Raw genomic sequence first — 16,594 nt, 5'->3', positions numbered from 1 at the left:
ATCACTGTCCCCCTGTAGCCAATGTCATAATATTTTCCTGAGTGGCTTCTTCCTTAGACAGCACGCCACTAATGTGCCCTTCATGCACAACTGCAATTCGATCACTCATCCCGAGCACTTCGGGTAGCTCTGACGATACCATGATAATGGCGACGCCCCGGTCTGTCAGTTCATTCATGAGCTGATAGATCTCGCGCTTCGCTCCAACATCGACGCCTCGTGTAGGTTCATCCAGGATAAGTACACTTGGACCGATGCCGACCCATTTAGCGATAACCACTTTTTGCTGATTACCACCAGATAGGTTGCGAGCGGCAGTTTCTGAAGATTGTGTTTTGATCTGCAATCGTTTGATCAGTGTATCCACGAATTCCTGTTCTTTTGCAGTCGAGATGAAGCCTTTGCTGGAGAAGCTGAACAGGTTCGGCAGTGCCATGTTTTCACGAATAGAGAAGTCGAGCACGAGACCCTCGTCCTTGCGATCTTCCGTAATAAAACCAATACCATGTCTGACCGCATCTACAGGTTTACGAATGTTCACTTTTTTGCCGCGTATGATCACTTCACCATGATCCATCGTGTCGAGACCAAAGATCGTTCTCATAATTTCCGTTCGCCCAGAGCCCATAAGTCCTGAAAAGCCTAGAATTTCACCTGCTCTAACATGAAAGCTCACATCGTGAAATAATCCTTTGCTGCTCGCGTTTCTGACCTCCAGAACAACCTCACCATACGAGGGATTCCGAGATGGGTAACGTTCCGTTAATTCTCGGCCGACCATTTTTCGAACGACTTCGTCAAAACTGGTCTGCGGAATCGATTGGGTATCTACGGTTCTACCATCACGCATAATCGTAATTCGGTCGCAGATTGTGAATATTTCCTCCATGCGGTGAGAGATATAGACGATGGATACCCCATTTTTCTTCAGTGACGTTATGACTCCGAACAACTTCTGAATCTCCCGCTCTGTGAGTGCCGCTGTTGGTTCGTCCATAATGATGACCTTCGCATCTGTCATAAGCGCCTTCGCAATTTCGATCATCTGTTGTTGTCCAACAGAGCATTCGCCCGCCGGACGTTCGAGTGGAATGTCCACAGATAACTTGCTAAACTGCTCTTTGGCAAGCGCTTTCATTTGTCTTGTATTTAGCAACCCGAACGAGGAAGTGACCTCCTTACCGATAAAAAGGTTATCGAGCACCGTCATTTCAGGCCAGACGTTTAGCTCCTGGTGAATAAATGTGATGCCTAGTTTCTCTGCTTCCTTCGGAGTAGCGAAATACGTTTCCTTATCGTCTATCGTAATCGTGCCTTGATCCCGCTGATGAAGACCAATCAGAATATTCATGAGTGTAGATTTACCTGCTCCGTTCTCCCCCATTAGGGCGTGAACCTCACCTTCTTGCAGTTCAAAATCCACTCCGCTTAGCACCTGATTGGTGCCAAACGCTTTGTGAATGTTGTGCATCTGAATATGCATAACGCAACCTCCTTTTTAACCAAAATGGACTCCTGCTTGTAAAATGCAATTAGCATAAGGCGTAGCTTCACCAGTGCGAATGACTGCTTTTACCTGCCCGGTTAACACCTTAAATTGTTCATGACTGACGGAAACAGCCACGTTGTCCTCTCCGAATCTGTCTATCATAAATTGCAGCGCCGTGGGGTTTCCCTCCCGAATCTCTTCAGCCACAATAACCTTTTCAATGACCATATCATCCGCAATCGTCTCTACGACTTCACGAAAACTGGGTGTTCCCAGCTTCAGAGCTAGATCAATCTTGCGGACTCCTTCCGGTACGGGAAGCCCGGCATCCGCAATCGCAATCAGATCCGTGTGACCGAGATCCGAGAGTATTTTGGAAATGTGACTATTGAGTATGCCATGTCTTTTCATTACAGACTCTCCTCCACTTCCGCTCGCGTTGGCATTCCGCCTTGCGCTCCGAACTTGGTCACAGACAATGAGGCCGCTCGATTAGCGAAGCGAATGCTATCTTGTAACGGCTTGCCTTCAGCCAGAGCGACTGCAAATGCGGCATTGAATGTGTCTCCCGCGCCAGTTGTATCAACGGCCTTCACTTGGTACGTTGGCACAAGGACTTCCTTTTCACCATCATAATAACGGACTCCCTTGCTGCCTTCTGTAATAAACAATTTATTGGGATACTGCCGCAGCGACTCTGCCGGGCTGACACCTTGGAACAATATTTCCGCCTCATGTTCGTTCGGCGTAATGTAGGAGGCATTGTCAATGACCTCTTGCGATATCGTTCTTGCGGGTGCTGGATTCAATAACAGCGGAGTTCCAAACTTCGCGCACAGTGCACTAACGTGAACCACCGTTTCCTCAGGAATTTCTTGTTGGATCAATACGATATCAGCATTACGGATAACATCTACCGCCTCATCGACATATGCGGGAGTGACTTCACGATTGGCCGCCTCAACAACGACAATACTATTATCACCTTCCGCAAGAATGATATGAGCCGTTCCACTTTCTAAATGTGTAACCGGTTTCACATTTTGCGTATTAACACCATTTACTTCAAAGTTGTTCAAAATGTCTGTACCGAAAGTATCTTCACCTACCCGCCCGATCATATACACCTCTGCTCCTAATCTGGCAGCAGCAACAGCTTGATTCGCTCCTTTGCCGCCAGGGACTGTTTTGAAGCTCTCGCCAAGAACGGTTTCACCCGCTCCTGGTCTTCTTGAAGAAGTAACGACTAAATCCATAGAACTGCTACCAATCACGCAAATTTTAGCCATCTGTTCTCACCTTTCTCGTTGTCCCCCGCTCAATGAATCCAACAGGCAACTGTATGTTTTTATTCTCGATCGCATTTTGTTCCACAAGCTTGATAAGTAATCCCGCCGCTTCTCTACCCATCTCATATGCCGGTTGCCGAATGGTGGACAACGCTGGCGACAATAGACCACTCATCGGAATATCGTCAAACCCAATGACTTGTACATCATCAGGAACTTTCCTTCCAATTCGCGCCGCCTCATGTAGCACGGCCATCGCAGCAATGTCATTACTGGCGATTATTCCATCCGTGTCGGCATATTTCTTGAATAACTCTTCAGCCCACACCCCTGCCTCGTTAAACGAAAATGAGGTTGTCTGGATAACCCGGTAATCAAGCCCCGCCGCACGAATGGTTTCAATTGCACCTTCGAAACGATCTTGGGCTGGGCGAATATGTGTTGGTCCCTGCATAACCGTTATCTTGCAGCTCCCCCGTCTGATGATCTCCTTAGCTGCTAGCCTTCCCCCTTCTCTACCGTCCGCATACACAGAAGGTCGATCTAATGAGGTTCTATCGAGAAACACCACAGGAATCTTCAGATTTTCATATATTGAAGAATGAGGGTAGTTCGTTGAAGAGATTACACCAACCACGTTATTCTGAATGAACGTCTGGATGTAATCCTGCTCCTTCCGTTCATCCTCATCACTATTTCCGAATATCAGTCTGTAATCCTGCTCCTGCATCCGATCCTCTACACCGCGAGCAAGTTGTGGAAAGTAAGGGTTTGCAATATCGGGCAGCAACAGGCCAATCAGTTTGGACTTACGTTTATATAATGAGCGAGCTACTTCATTCGGGGAGAAGTTAAGCGCCTTCACGGCATCTTCCACTTTCTTGCGAGTATCCGCATGAACATAACCCCTGTCATTAATGACTCTTGATACGGTGGCTACTGATACGCCAGCCAGATTCGCTACGTCTTTGATCGTTTTCATCATCTGTTCTCCTTATGTGTAACCGGTTACAGACATAAATTATCATATTTTTTTTCATTTGACAAGCATTTTAACATTAGAAATTAATCCCAGTTAGTCGAGTGAGTGTCTTAAACCATGCTTACTGCGAATGACTAGATCATTATCTGTTTACTCAAAACTAAGCCACATACCGCTGCGAATTTAAAGCCAAAATGACAAGCTCGCGCTTAACACGACCCTGCCATTTTGGAATTTCCCCTTATCCTTTACCCTTGTAATGCTCTTGCTTCCGCAATGATATAATGCGACTTCCGTTCCTGAATGAACCACTTCTCGTCTTGGCGAATATATACATCATGATATTGCACACTATAATCCGTTAACACTTCTTGTCCCTCCTCATCCCTCACCATCTTCACTTGTGAAAATACAACCCCTGTTGCTGAGTCCCCATCTACTCGCACAACATGCTGTGCATTAGCGGTAAAGTAACGTTTAACCAGTGCAACGTGACCGTTGAACTCTTCCTCTAATTGTTTGGTGCCAGTCACATCAGATACCAACTGATCTCCGAAGTACACTTTAAATCGAGCATTTGTCGTAAATAATAACATCTGTTCCGAGACCTTTTTGGCATCAGTTAATGTTGCGTAAGAATCAATGAGATCTCTCAGGTCTGACTTTGCTTGTAGTATTTCCAGTGACATGTTGTTTTCCCCCTCGGATAGGTTATAAGTTCTATAATTCGTTGTTATCTGACCCTTATATCCAATTCATTTCGCTCGATATTACAAGGGTATCTTTACCGGTCATCCTTTCTATTCTCGTCATTGTTCGCTTATTATTTAATCCAACATTTGTTGAATAACTAACGCTTATTGACTATTATATGAGCTATACGAATCTATTCAATCGTTAATCTAGTCCAATATGTTGGATATCCAACGTAATGGGCTGACATGTTAGATATCTTATCTGGAGGTTGGTCTGATGGAGGTCAAAATGGACAGAAGAGTTGCAAAAACAAAGGCAGCAATCTTTCAATCCTTTGTTTCTTTAATTGCTGAGAAGAACTTTGAGGTTATTACAATCAACGAAATTGCTGATCGAGCAAATATTAACCGAGGGACCGTTTACTTTCACTACAGTGATAAGTACGATCTGTTGAACAAGTGCATTGAAGAAAACTTGAATCAGATGATCGCAGTAACAACGACAACGAATACCAATGGAGAAACCATCGATCTCATTGAATCTTCATTTCTTCCCGTCATTCGCTATTTTGAAGAGAACCACACATTTTACTTCTCCATGCTCTCGAATAAAGGGATTCCCGCATTCCGCGACCGTATGCTGGAGCTTGCGACAACTCATATTAGCATACAAATCCATATGGAAGGAGTTAATCTAAATTATAACAAAGAACTGATTACTCAATTCATGGCCTCGGCTTTTGTCGGTATTATTGAATGGTGGATTCTGAATCATATGCCGATATCAGCGGATGATGTTGCACAGCAATTATGGGGGTTACTGAAGCGGAACGAAGTTATTAACTAAGGTTATCCTCTTCGTTATTTTGCCGTCTCATTACGGTGCTACTGTCATTTTAAGAGAAAAAGAACGACACCCTAGCGTGACGTTCTTTCTTGGAATTCATGTTCTCGCTAACTACCTTCCATATACTTCGAATGCGCGGTGTCCCGCTCTAACCCCGCCGGGCAATCCGTTATACACGATTCTTACATACCTTCCCTTCGCCTCAAAGCGGTCTACACGCGTCATTGCAGTCGATGTCTGACCGGTCTGATTCGAAACAACGCTCCATTGTTGACCATCACTTGAAACCTGAATCACATACAGGAAGTTACCTTCCTGATGAAACTCCACCTTCGTTCGTGTAATAGAGTGTTCATGTAGCAGGTCAACCTGCCACCAGTGACCTGGCGCATCATCTTCTGCCTGCCAATAGGTCTGACTGTTACCGTCGTTTCCGTACATTGCTTCATGACGATCGCCTTCGCTATCACTGGATGCGACCTTCATATGTGCAAGCTCATCATCTAGAATCATAGAATCGGTTGCTGCCTCGGCAGATTGCTCACTCTCAGCAAGTAATTGACGAAGCTGATGCAGTTCAATCCCTACTGTGGGTTCAAACGACTCCCCTGACACATAATTGATTAAACTTGTACGAAGTTGGGCTGCAACAGGTCGATGCTGCAGATCATCTTCAATGTTGATGCCGCAGATCAATACCTTGCCTTGACCGACGTTATATTCAGCAAGATTCATCAGCTTGCGATTGTGATAGAAGTTGGGAATGACCTGAACAATTGGGTTGAATGGAATCCCTTCGTTCACTACAAGTGATACGGATTGATCCAACAAGTCTTGCCATGGATGCTCCGCATACTCTCGGATCGGTAATCCGTTCAATGCAGGGTGATCCGTGTGAGCGATAATACCGCACGGTGCCTCCGTTGCAAAATGAGCCGGACTCCAGAACACGGGATAGAACTTCCCCGGGCTCGCATGTTGCAGCTTCTCTTTTTGCGCCAGAAACAGGACATGCCCTCCTGCTGTAAGATACTGTTCCATCTCTTCATCCAGACTTCGTTTCACCATGATCGACTGCGGCAATTCACGATGCTTCTCTGGGGATTCGTAAACCCAAAATGGCCATTCATTTCGCACATCGCCACCTAAAATTTCTAGTGAAATCGTTAATCTGTCACTCTTCTTGATGTACTGTGGTGCCAACGATACTATACCTCCTAGTGGTTGGCCTGACCCATTCGGGATGGTATCTGTTTGTAATAAGCCTTGGTCAAGAATGTGCCCATCACCATTCTTAATGACCCATTGGATGGAGGATGGCGGGATATCTGTTGCGGCAAAATGAGAAATATTGATCTCCGCATGGAATGGTTCCGTTTCAGTATAGATACGCTTCGGCATACGAAGCAGCAACACTGTTGGTGCACAGAATTCACGAAATTGATGCGGCTCGGTCAAGCCTTTCGATTCCCAAAATGCATTTAGAATTCCAACCGTAGCCGTGCTTTGTCCTGGAAAATCATGCAAGTCTAACAACTGGAACCCTCCAAGATACGGTGTGCGCAATGCAGCCTCGATCTCATCACGATATAATTGCAGGGCAAACATCCACGTACCATGTACAAAGGAGCGAATATCCTCTGCTAATCCTCGTGTCTCCATGTCTGCGTGGATTGCCTCCAGGTTTACCGGACGTAGCGCACCCGTGTATTTCGGTATTTCTTGCACGTCTGGATATACCGCGTACTGTCCCACTTCATGGGAGATGACCGGAACAGACCGTGCCGCTACGGCTTCTCGAAAATCAAGGTCTGTCGAAAAGGCTAGCTTTTCAGGAAAATATTGTCCTCGAACACCAATCCCATCAACCGATTGGGCAATAAAAATGTCATCTGCGGGATCAAGCGGTCGATCCCAATTCGTGGTAAGCGTGTACAATCGTCGATCATCGTTCACTTTCAGCTCTTCAACCATCTGATGCAACAGCTCAAAATCACCATTCAGTTCATTGCCATTACTGTATATGCAGAACGAAGGGTGGTTGCCGTACACTTCCACAATTCTACGAGCTTCTTGCGGTAAGTAGGTATAATGCTCTGGATGCGTACCAACGGCCATATTCCACGTATCCATCCACATCGGTGATTCAATCTGTAAGTATATTCCCAATTGATCCGCTGCTTCAAATGCCACCTCCGGCGGGCACCAAGAGTGAAACCGAATGTGGTTTAACCCGTACTCCTTAGCGGTCTGAAAGATCTTCTGCCATGGTCCAATGTCCATTGGAGGATGACCCGTATGTGGGAAAATGCAGCATTCCAAGGTTCCTCGCAAGAAGACTGCCCGACCATTCATTTTTAATATTCTGCCTTCACGATTGAAGTAGCGTAAACCAAAGGTTTGATGTGCTACGATGCGAACCGGGGTATGTTCATCTAATAAAATGCTTCCTTCTACCTTCATCTCATACAAGTTGGGCGTGAATTCGTCCCATAACAAAGGATCTTCACCCATAGGGTATTCATATTCAAAGTTCTGAGCGGATGAAGCAAGGACATTCAATTCCTCTTTAGTCTCATCCCCTACATGCGGAGCCGTTCCCTGTTTAATCGAAGCCCTTAAGTTTAATCGAAACTGAACCTTAGTATCTGTTGCATTATGACAGGTGCCCTTTACGATAACAGAGCGCAGATCGGGACGAGGATGTATATGCACATTGTTGATCCAGTAAGCCTTTAACGCGTGTAGCTCGATACGTCCAACGACGCCATTCCATATCGTTTGCGTTTCTTCCGTATAGGCACTCGAATGGGTACCCAAATTCTGAACATCCCGATTGTCGATCCGAAGCGTAAACCGGTTTACTGTTCCAGGTTGTATAAGCATACTCACATCATATTCATGAGGTGCTGACAGACTATCCTGCTGCCCAGCCAATTCTCCATTTACCCATAAGGTAGATTGAAACATTACGCGTTCAAGAAAAATAAAGAAGCGTCGATCTATCCAATCCGCAGGAATGTCGATTTCAGTTTCGTACCACGCTGCTCCGATGTAACGATATCGCTGACGTAGAGATCGGATCGACTCCCGATCCATTGTATCTCCCCATTTCTCAGCTTCACCTATTCCGTTAATGGTCAGTGTGCCTGGGAGTGATACGGTCTCGCCTGAACCTGGAATATACGAATCGTACCACTGTTCTGATTCTCCGATATCCTCTGGGTCAAGCGCATATCTCCACGCTCCTGCAAGTTGAAGTATTCTCTTGTCCTTATGTTGCTCTGACATGCAGTTCACTCCTATTCCACATCTTAGTCAACGCTTTTATTCTAAGTAACTCTCGTATATTATTTTAGAATAAGGGCTACTCAGAAAGGAATGAGGATATGGCTAATAACCCTAACGATCCTGCTATGTTATTGACGAGGCAGCAGTATACACACCCTCCGGGAATTCTCGTATCCGATCATTACATCCAGCCCTATGGCTACGCTTGTTATCGAGAACAAGGAACCAAAGACTGGTTAATTATTTATACTCTATCAGGTCAAGGATGGATTAATAATGGAGGCAAAGGGTACTTAAGCTGTACACCGGGGACGTTAACCATGGTATCTCCTGGCACAATCCAGGATTACTTTACGGAAGAAGGGGAAGTCTGGGAGAAACTATGGGCTCACTTTATTCCCCGCCTAAGCTGGGCCGACTGGATGCCGACTAGCAATACAGACGGGCCTTTAATTCAACTTGATCTACTTAACGAGCATTCCCGACAAGCGATTGAATCAGCCTTGTGGAGAGTGATCTCCTATCGATTACACGGAGATGCTGCGTTGAGAGATGAGCTCACCTTAAATGCGCTTGAAGAAGTCATTTTGTTAGTCGCCAGCCAGAATCAGTCGCAGAAGACGTTAGACGCACGCGTACAGGAAGTACTCAACATCATAACTCAGGAATACACAGGACAACTCCTTATTGAGGATCTAGGTAAGCGCGTGTGTCTATCTCCTTCGCGATTATCTCATTTGTTCAAGGAACAAGTCGGCGATACCATTATGGGCACACTGATGAAGCATCGTTTGAAACAAGCCGAGAAGCTGTTAAAGTACACGCTTCGTCCCGTCACTGAGATTGCTCTATCTGTTGGTTTTCATTCACCCGATTATTTCTCGCGGCAATTTGCCACTCATTTTGGCGTCACTCCATCCAACTATCGGAAGGCGTCTAGGAATGTGTTTTGACCATAATAAAGTCCGTCTGCTTCTCATCCCCCATATAGAATGAATGGGATCCCTGTTGCACAAATCCCATTCTCTTGTAGAATGCGATCGCATTCTCATTTTTCTCCCATACACCAAGCCAGATGTTGTGTTTGTTTTGTTCGTTCGCAATTTCAATCGCTTTGTTGAGCAAATGTTTGCCTAGCCCATGCTTCTGGAATGCTTTTTTTACATAAATTCGTTCAATCTCCATCGCTTCTTCGCCCATACTTTCGGATTGAGCATCGTTCATATTAACTTTCAAGTATCCGGCAAGCTCTTCATGGAAATAGATGAAGTAGAACTGTGAAGAGCGGATAGACAGCTCCTTTTCTAATTGGTCTATATGAAACGCTCGCTCCAAATACTCCCTCATATTCTCATCTGAATTCTGATCTTTAAACGTATCATGGAACGTTTCGATACTGATTGCTTGAAATTGAAGCACTTCGTTAGGAGTGCACTTTGTAATTTTCACGCTCATGGATGAATCGCTCCTTACCAAAATAATGAAATTAAATAAAACCTATGAAAGTTGTATCATCAATTTAAATCAATTTTGTTGTAAATGCAACATAATTAAGTATAGAATTTGCTATTTACAAAAAACGATAGATATATTAGAGTTATTAAGGATTTCAAATGTCTTTTATATACTTATAATAGAAAAGGAGCTGGTTGTACCGTGGAATTCTGGGAATCCAGTTTTGCGGACAAACAAACGATGTGGGGATTCGAACCTACAGAATCGAGCATTCTAACCAAGGCGTTTTTCCTCGAAAATAACGTTAAAGACATCCTCATCCCAGGTGTTGGCTATGGCCGAAATGCCAAAACCTTCATTGATGCCGGAATCCAGGTCACCGGAATTGAAATTTCCGAAACCGCCATCCACTTAGCAAGGCAACAGGGACTTGATTTCCCGATTGCTCATGGCTCTGTAACCGACATGCCATTTGATGAGCATCTGTACGACGGTATATTTTGCTATGCGCTGATTCATCTATTGAACAGACAGGAACGAGAACAGTTTATTCGAAATTGTTACAAGCAATTAAAACCTAATGGATACATGGTATTTACAACCGTTTCCCCAAAAGCTCCGATGTATGGTCAAGGACAACAACTCGATCACAATTATTATGAGATCATGGAAGGGCTTAAGATGTTTTTCTATGATGATGAAGCCATTCAAGAAGAATTCGGAGCATATGGACAAATTGAAATCTATGAAATTGAAGAGCCTAATAAAATCATGAAAAACAAACCTTCGATCCCATTTTTGCTTATTCGATGCAAGAAAGATGAATTAGCCTAATCATATATAGAAAAGTGATAGTTAAAAGGACGAACAACGTATGAACATACGTATCCGCCCTTTGTATCTTAACAATAACTCAAAGCTTACGTAGCAGCTAGCCTCACTTCATTACCTGCTCGTGGTTAAGAAAGTATTTCGATGTAGCCTTCTGTTCCATTCACACGAATTCGTTGCCCGTCTTTGATCAATTGGGTTGCATTCTCTACACCAACAACTGCGGGTAACCCATATTCACGTGCAATGACTGCACCATGCGTCATCAGTCCGCCTACTTCTGTCACTAGACCTTGTATAGAAACAAATAAAGGCGTCCAGCCAGGATCAGTAAACGAAGTCACTAAGATATCCCCAGCCTCCAGATCGACATCATTCATGTCCAAAATGACTCGTGCTCTTCCTTCGATTACACCTGAAGAAACAGGTAGACCTGCAATCGAACCCACGGGTAGATGTTCACGATTGTACTCCCCTGTAATGATCTCACCATCAGATGTCATCACACGCGGAGGCGTAAGCTTTTCATATAATCGGTAGTCCTCTTTCCGTTGATCAATCATCTGCTGATCCAATTGGTTTGTGCGAACAACTTCGTGCAGCTCTTCATAAGCAAGATAATATATATCCTCTGCGTTCTGAATAAGTCCAGCATGAACGAGTCGTTCAGCATCTCTCAATAGAGCCTGCTTATAAATATAATAGCGACTGACAATGCCGTACTTGGGATATTCGCGGTAACCGATGAACTTGCGGACGAGGTCGATCTTTTGCTTTGTTTCATGAGCTTTTTGCTCCCCGTCAGGTAATTGCTTCAAGCGATTTATTAACTCTTGTTCCTTCTCTAAAGCTTCCTTCAGCCCTTGCTCAAATTTATGCTTACCCGCCTGCGGCTCAAAGTTCTTGATGTTACCCAGAATCATGGGAATCAGTGTTAATGGCTTTTCACTCCAACGAGGTCTTGTAATATCAATTTCCCCAGCACATCGCATGCCGTACTTGCTCAGAAACTGCTCGATTGCATCCAGGCTTTCCTGTCCTCCATCCAGCTTAACGAGTTCATCTAGAAAGTTATCATCTTCTGTTTGCTGCAAATAATGAATCACATCTGGATAAGGACGAATCACATCCGCGACATCCAACAACGCCAGACCCATCTCAGATGTAATATTGCCCTCTACCGATTGCGTGAGCGTATCCGCTACGTTCTTCTCACCTAGCCATTCATTGATGTTCTCATTAATCCATGCTGTCGCATTAATAGCAGCCATAAATACAGCCGTACTTTGCGGATCAAATAAATGCTTCTTCAGATCCTGCACATCTTCCAAAATAAAATCCAACAACTCTACTCCTGATTTATCTTGAATATTATGCTGTAGATTATCGATCGAAGTCTGACTTCGCCCTATCAATTCAGACACGATATTGGAATCTGGCTCGAATGGCGGCAGTGTATCTGTGTTACGTCTAGCAGGCGGTGTTGCTGCATGGTCTTTGGGTAGCACGGTTATAAAATCTCGCTCGATGATTGTCTTGAGCGCACCTACAATAAGTGGATCGGAGCTTAAATTATTCAATAAAGTCTGCCTGCCAGCTGTTGAAGACAGCATCGGTGCAATATCCACAAATAATCGCCCTCCGGCTTTACGCATCAGCGCAGGTGTAATCAACAGGTAAAAGGATAGGCCTAATGGTTTGATGGCATCGGTCATCATCTGCTGATGACCCACAGATAGATAGACGTGATTGTCCGCATCATCGACCTTAGGGATTGGGAACAACGTCGTGATGGGGCGACTCTGTACAATATAGAAGGTATCCTCAGCCAGACACCATTCAATATCTTGTGGGCAACCAAAATAAGTCTCGATTTGTCTGCCGATGTGTGCCAGTTGTATCATTTGTTGATCCGTAAGAGTTTGGTATCTCTGCTGATCAGGCTCGATCTGCCGTGTTTCCGTTCCTCCAGCTTCTAGGCCATAGATCGCCAGCTTTTTCGTGCTGATCATTTTATCGACAATGTGGTCTCCTTGGACTTTGTAATTGTCAGCGGAGACTATACCTGAGACCAGCGCTTCTCCTAGCCCAAAACTAGCGTCGATGGATATTACATTGCGATTGGATGTGACCGGATCAGCCGTGAACATAATTCCAGAAGCCTGTGGAGATATCATTCTCTGTACGACAACAGAGCAATACACATGCGTGTGATTATATCCATTTTGTATACGATAAAAGACTGCACGTTCGGTAAACAGTGACGCCCAGCATTTCCGAATGTGATGAAGGATTGCGTCTTGTCCAATGATGTTTAAGTACGTATCTTGTTGCCCAGCAAATGAAGCATGAGGTAAATCCTCAGCAGTAGCACTAGAACGTACCGCATAAGCTTGTTCCATGCCCTGCTTAGACAGGTGGCTTATAACTTCCTGCGTTACATCGGAAGGTATTGCTGTATCCATAATCGTTTGATGAAGCTTCAGACTTACTTCACCGATCTCTGTGCGATCCTGTAGAGTTAGCATCGCCAGTTGCTTCAGCAAAGTAGGATACGTATCGTTTTGTTCAAGCGCTAGTTGGAATGCACGTGTAGTCACACAAAATCCATCAGGAACATGAACTCCCTCTACTGTGGATAGCTTCCCTAGATTTAGCCCTTTACCGCCAACAAGTATAAGCTGTGTTGTGTGCATTTCCTGAAAATCGAGAACGAACAAACTCATTCAGCCTCACTCCAATCCGCCTATTTTGAAAAAAATATTTGACAAGAGTTAATCAGCATGATAAATTAATAATAGAAGATAGGTTCATTATGCAGATTAACTCATTGCAGAAATTTGTATTCCGATTATATCACCGGATTTATTTACATACAATAACCAAAAAGAACCTGATGGATTCCATCAGGTTCTTTTTTTTGTGCTTATCATAGAATATCTTATTATAGAACATCTTTATGATTGCAAACACACTGAACGCTAGCTATATACTATTGCACGCCTCAATGCTCGATATGTATACAGACTCATACCAATTAAGCTAACAACGCTGTCATTCGCATACTCACTTCGTAACTAATCCCCTGCACGATACACGTCCACAACCTTAAATGTCTGACAAACCAACAGTATCTCTGGAGTAAACGTAAGCCCATACTGGCTCAATTGCCAGGTGAAAAATTTAACATGCTCCTGATACCAATACGCATAACTCAGATCACCCTCTCCTTCAGATCGAGCAAATTCATGAGTAACTTCATTCATTTTCACGACTTCAATCTGAGTCATTTGGATAATCGCCAACGGATTGTTATCTCCGTCTAATACAATATCGTACCGACCTACCTTTGGAATTTCCTCGTTTTCTAGCTCATATGCACAATGAGCAGAACACGTTCCCGTTTTCATGCCACTAACAACTAATCCACCTAACTCATCTCCCATTGCTTTTGATCCGTCTCCAAACATCCAAGCACTTGGCGTGTCCATGTTTAACTCGTTTTGCTTGGCGAACCTCTGCCAATATTCATTAATTGGGTTTGCTGACATTATACGTCCCTCCTATAACTATAAACTCCATAGAATTCATCTTATCTTATCACATTGTTCTGTGTTGATGATTTCACGCCATCAATCTTGATCTCCTGATTCGGATATAGTTCTTAACTTACATTTAGCAATACAAGTCGTGCGAATTATGATATGGTCAGTGATGGATATGAGATTAGTACAACCATATGTGCATGAAACTGCGAGGAGAAGATGGAACGTGATCGAGAGAGAGATAACAGAGAAACGAAGTAAATTTCAAGACCCATTGTTTGTCATGCTCATAGCAAGCCTATGCTGCTTGTTATGGGGGAGTGCTTACCCATCCATTAAACTTGGATATGTCGCTTTTAACATCTTGCCGGAGGACATCGCCTCCAAATACGTATTTGCTGGATATCGCTTTACATTAGCCGGTTTATTGCTTCTAGTCCTGTTTAGAACGGTGAGAAAACAGAGATTGAAGCTGACCGGGCGTGAGTGGGCTAGCTTAAGTGCACTCGGAGTCTTGCAAACCGGCCTACAATATATGTTTTTCTACGTTGGGGTAGCCAATACAACTGGCGTAAAAGGCTCCATTATGAACGCAACAACAACGTTCTTCAGTGTTGTTCTGGCTCATTTTATCTATAAAAATGATAAGTTAAGTCAAAATAAAATCGTCGGCTGCGTGCTTGGTTTCGTCGGCGTAATTATTGTAAATTTTCATGCAGATCTGCTCACATTCTCCTTCTCACTTACAGGCGAAGGTTTCGTGATCATAGCTGCTCTAGTCTTCTCGGTGACCGCGATTTACGCGAAACGATTGACGGCTACTATTGATGTCATGATCATTACAGGAATTAGTCTGTTCGTTGGAGGCGTTGTGCTGACTTTGCTTGGTCTATCACTTGGCGGCAGTGTTACCCACTTTACTCTAGCATCTACAGCGAATCTAATCTATCTGGCCTTATTATCTTCCGTGGCATTCTGTCTATGGAATCTGCTTCTTAAATACAACAAAGTTGGAAAAGTATCTGTGTATAACTTCCTCATTCCTGTATTTGGTGCATTACTATCCGCACTGTTCCTGGGGGAATCGGTTCTGGAACTGAAAAATCTGGTTGCATTACTGTTTGTATCACTCGGAATATACATGGTCAATCGGGTAGTCTCTCATCGTTCCACATTAAACCATTCCCACAACTCTAAGTAATATGTAGCTTTATCATTTGCACAGCATACATCATATTAGTAATACACCACGTTTTTTTGTTCGCAGCTTTAGGACAAGAACAAAAAAACGTGGTGTATTTGTTATCCCAAAAAAGCTGCTAATACAGCACTTTTTCCGGATAAATCCTCGGGTTAAATGGAAGGTCAGTTGTATTCAGTAAAATTTATGATCTTAAAAAACTATGGATTCAGGCGTGATTCCTTTGGGATACACATCTTCCCATACATTTTGATCTACATAAGCTCGATACCACATATCGGCAATAATATCCGGATCATCAAATGTACCAGTCCCCCGTTCTTTAATGAACACACCTAAAGATCGGTGACCTACAAAGATGCCCTCGGACGACAGTTCCGTATGAAGATTCGAAATATAGCTGCGCAAGCCCGAAAATCCAACACCAATGTTTCCCATCATAGGAATTGGATATATTGCAGACAAACCCGAAGTAAATAGTAATGCCCCTTTCTTGGAAGCTAACATATTCGGTAGAACGGTATTAACAACATGGATGGCACTAACAACATAAGCTTCAAATGTATCTCTTACGTTTTCTGCTGTTAAATTCAGTACAGAGGTTGGAGGATAATTGCCTGCTGTGGGGCTAAATTCTAACACATCAATATACCCATATTTCTCTTTTATTTCGATCATAGCCTGCTCAATCTGGTCTTTGTTATAGATATCCGCAGTGTAATAAGAAGCCTCGATCCCCTCAGCTTTTAACTCATCTACCATTTCCTGAAGTTTTGCAGCATTACGCGCGACTAAAGCAACCTGAAAATTTTCCTGACCAAAACGTTTGGCCAGAGATAACCCTAGTCCTTTACCTGCACCAATAATCGCCAATGTCTTCATAATCTTTGTATCTCCTTTTGAAAGAAAGAATTTTTTTGTATTTGACGATTTTTATTTTAAAACTTAGTATTAAACCATTCAATGGTC

Annotated in this window: 14 protein-coding genes; 4 read left to right on the top strand and 10 right to left on the bottom strand. The window is 43.7% G+C overall.

The annotated features are described in order from the left end of the window. Position 1: 1 nt before the first annotated feature. The 5 genes from ASD24_RS01205 to ASD24_RS01185 form a co-directional block, all read right to left on the bottom strand. Entirely contained in the window at positions 2-1,483 is a 1,482-nt protein-coding gene (locus ASD24_RS01205; RefSeq protein ID WP_056690267.1) for a sugar ABC transporter ATP-binding protein, read from the bottom strand. A 15-nt stretch (positions 1,484-1,498) separates the two neighbouring features. Then, a complete protein-coding gene (gene rbsD, locus ASD24_RS01200) occupies positions 1,499-1,900 on the bottom strand; it encodes a D-ribose pyranase (protein WP_056690266.1) in 402 nt (133 codons plus the stop codon). Next, a complete protein-coding gene (rbsK, locus tag ASD24_RS01195) occupies positions 1,900-2,778 on the bottom strand; it encodes a ribokinase (RefSeq protein ID WP_056690263.1) in 879 nt (292 codons plus the stop codon). Before rbsK ends, rbsD begins: the two co-directional genes overlap by 1 nt. Then, on the bottom strand, positions 2,771-3,760 hold the full coding sequence (locus ASD24_RS01190; protein WP_056690260.1) for a LacI family DNA-binding transcriptional regulator: 990 nt from the start codon (positions 3,758-3,760) through the stop codon (positions 2,771-2,773). Before ASD24_RS01190 ends, rbsK begins: the two co-directional genes overlap by 8 nt. A gap of 248 nt (positions 3,761-4,008) precedes the next feature. Then, complete coding sequence (locus ASD24_RS01185; RefSeq protein ID WP_056690257.1) at positions 4,009-4,449, bottom strand: nuclear transport factor 2 family protein; 441 nt, start codon at positions 4,447-4,449, stop codon at positions 4,009-4,011. Positions 4,450-4,732: 283 nt separating this feature from the next. Between ASD24_RS01185 and ASD24_RS01180 the strand changes: the two genes are divergently transcribed. Next, positions 4,733-5,302 (top strand): TetR/AcrR family transcriptional regulator, encoded by a 570-nt coding sequence (locus ASD24_RS01180; protein WP_082560224.1) that lies wholly within the window; start codon positions 4,733-4,735, stop codon positions 5,300-5,302. 111 nt (positions 5,303-5,413) lie between these two features. Here ASD24_RS01180 and ASD24_RS01175 read toward each other — a convergent pair whose 3' ends face one another. Then, positions 5,414-8,593 carry a glycoside hydrolase family 2 gene (locus ASD24_RS01175; protein WP_056690255.1) on the bottom strand — a complete coding sequence of 1,060 codons (3,180 nt, stop codon included), beginning with the start codon at positions 8,591-8,593 and terminating at the stop codon, positions 5,414-5,416. A 98-nt stretch (positions 8,594-8,691) separates the two neighbouring features. Here ASD24_RS01175 and ASD24_RS01170 point away from each other — a divergent pair, with 98 nt between their 5' ends. Then, entirely contained in the window at positions 8,692-9,546 is an 855-nt protein-coding gene (locus ASD24_RS01170) for a helix-turn-helix domain-containing protein (RefSeq protein ID WP_056690252.1), read from the top strand. On the opposite strand, the gene ASD24_RS01165 is transcribed toward ASD24_RS01170, so the two are convergent. Further along, complete coding sequence (locus ASD24_RS01165; RefSeq protein ID WP_056690249.1) at positions 9,530-10,048, bottom strand: GNAT family N-acetyltransferase; 519 nt, start codon at positions 10,046-10,048, stop codon at positions 9,530-9,532. The genes ASD24_RS01170 and ASD24_RS01165 overlap by 17 nt on opposite strands. Positions 10,049-10,249: 201 nt before the next feature. Between ASD24_RS01165 and ASD24_RS01160 the strand changes: the two genes are divergently transcribed. Next, a complete protein-coding gene (locus ASD24_RS01160) occupies positions 10,250-10,882 on the top strand; it encodes a class I SAM-dependent methyltransferase (RefSeq protein WP_056690246.1) in 633 nt (210 codons plus the stop codon). A 125-nt stretch (positions 10,883-11,007) separates the two neighbouring features. Here the strand turns inward: ASD24_RS01160 and ppsA are convergent, their stop codons facing one another. Both ppsA and ASD24_RS01150 read right to left on the bottom strand, forming a co-directional pair. Further along, entirely contained in the window at positions 11,008-13,605 is a 2,598-nt protein-coding gene (ppsA, locus tag ASD24_RS01155; protein WP_056690242.1) for a phosphoenolpyruvate synthase, read from the bottom strand. Positions 13,606-13,956: 351 nt separating this feature from the next. Further along, complete coding sequence (locus ASD24_RS01150; protein WP_056690239.1) at positions 13,957-14,430, bottom strand: ASCH domain-containing protein; 474 nt, start codon at positions 14,428-14,430, stop codon at positions 13,957-13,959. A 220-nt stretch (positions 14,431-14,650) separates the two neighbouring features. Here ASD24_RS01150 and ASD24_RS01145 point away from each other — a divergent pair, with 220 nt between their 5' ends. Beyond that, positions 14,651-15,625 (top strand): DMT family transporter, encoded by a 975-nt coding sequence (locus ASD24_RS01145; protein WP_200956116.1) that lies wholly within the window; start codon positions 14,651-14,653, stop codon positions 15,623-15,625. Between the two features lie 192 nt (positions 15,626-15,817). Here the strand turns inward: ASD24_RS01145 and ASD24_RS01140 are convergent, their stop codons facing one another. After that, the gene (locus ASD24_RS01140) at positions 15,818-16,507 is read right to left on the bottom strand and encodes an SDR family NAD(P)-dependent oxidoreductase (protein ID WP_056690236.1); all 690 of its coding nucleotides are present in this window, start codon (positions 16,505-16,507) and stop codon (positions 15,818-15,820) included. Between the last annotated feature and the right edge of the window lie 87 nt (positions 16,508-16,594).

The organism is Paenibacillus sp. Root52 (assembly GCF_001426865.1).
Taxonomy (GTDB): Bacteria; Bacillota; Bacilli; order Paenibacillales; family Paenibacillaceae; genus Paenibacillus.
This window is presented reverse-complemented; position numbering and strand designations above follow the sequence as displayed.

Bases quoted from the DNA above. Each gene is read 5' to 3' on its own strand.
- ASD24_RS01170 (WP_056690252.1), top strand. From the start codon at position 8,692: ATGGCTAATAACCCTAACGATCCTGCTATGTTATTGACGAGGCAGCAG.
- rbsD (WP_056690266.1), bottom strand. From the start codon at position 1,900: ATGAAAAGACATGGCATACTCAATAGTCACATTTCCAAAATACTCTCG.
- ASD24_RS01150 (WP_056690239.1), bottom strand. From the start codon at position 14,430: ATGTCAGCAAACCCAATTAATGAATATTGGCAGAGGTTCGCCAAGCAA.
- ASD24_RS01175 (WP_056690255.1), bottom strand. From the start codon at position 8,593: ATGTCAGAGCAACATAAGGACAAGAGAATACTTCAACTTGCAGGAGCG.
- ASD24_RS01140 (WP_056690236.1), bottom strand. From the start codon at position 16,507: ATGAAGACATTGGCGATTATTGGTGCAGGTAAAGGACTAGGGTTATCT.
- ASD24_RS01185 (WP_056690257.1), bottom strand. From the start codon at position 4,449: ATGTCACTGGAAATACTACAAGCAAAGTCAGACCTGAGAGATCTCATT.
- ASD24_RS01190 (WP_056690260.1), bottom strand. From the start codon at position 3,760: ATGAAAACGATCAAAGACGTAGCGAATCTGGCTGGCGTATCAGTAGCC.
- ASD24_RS01180 (WP_082560224.1), top strand. From the start codon at position 4,733: ATGGAGGTCAAAATGGACAGAAGAGTTGCAAAAACAAAGGCAGCAATC.
- ASD24_RS01165 (WP_056690249.1), bottom strand. From the start codon at position 10,048: ATGAGCGTGAAAATTACAAAGTGCACTCCTAACGAAGTGCTTCAATTT.
- rbsK (WP_056690263.1), bottom strand. From the start codon at position 2,778: ATGGCTAAAATTTGCGTGATTGGTAGCAGTTCTATGGATTTAGTCGTT.
- ASD24_RS01205 (WP_056690267.1), bottom strand. From the start codon at position 1,483: ATGCATATTCAGATGCACAACATTCACAAAGCGTTTGGCACCAATCAG.
- ppsA (WP_056690242.1), bottom strand. From the start codon at position 13,605: ATGAGTTTGTTCGTTCTCGATTTTCAGGAAATGCACACAACACAGCTT.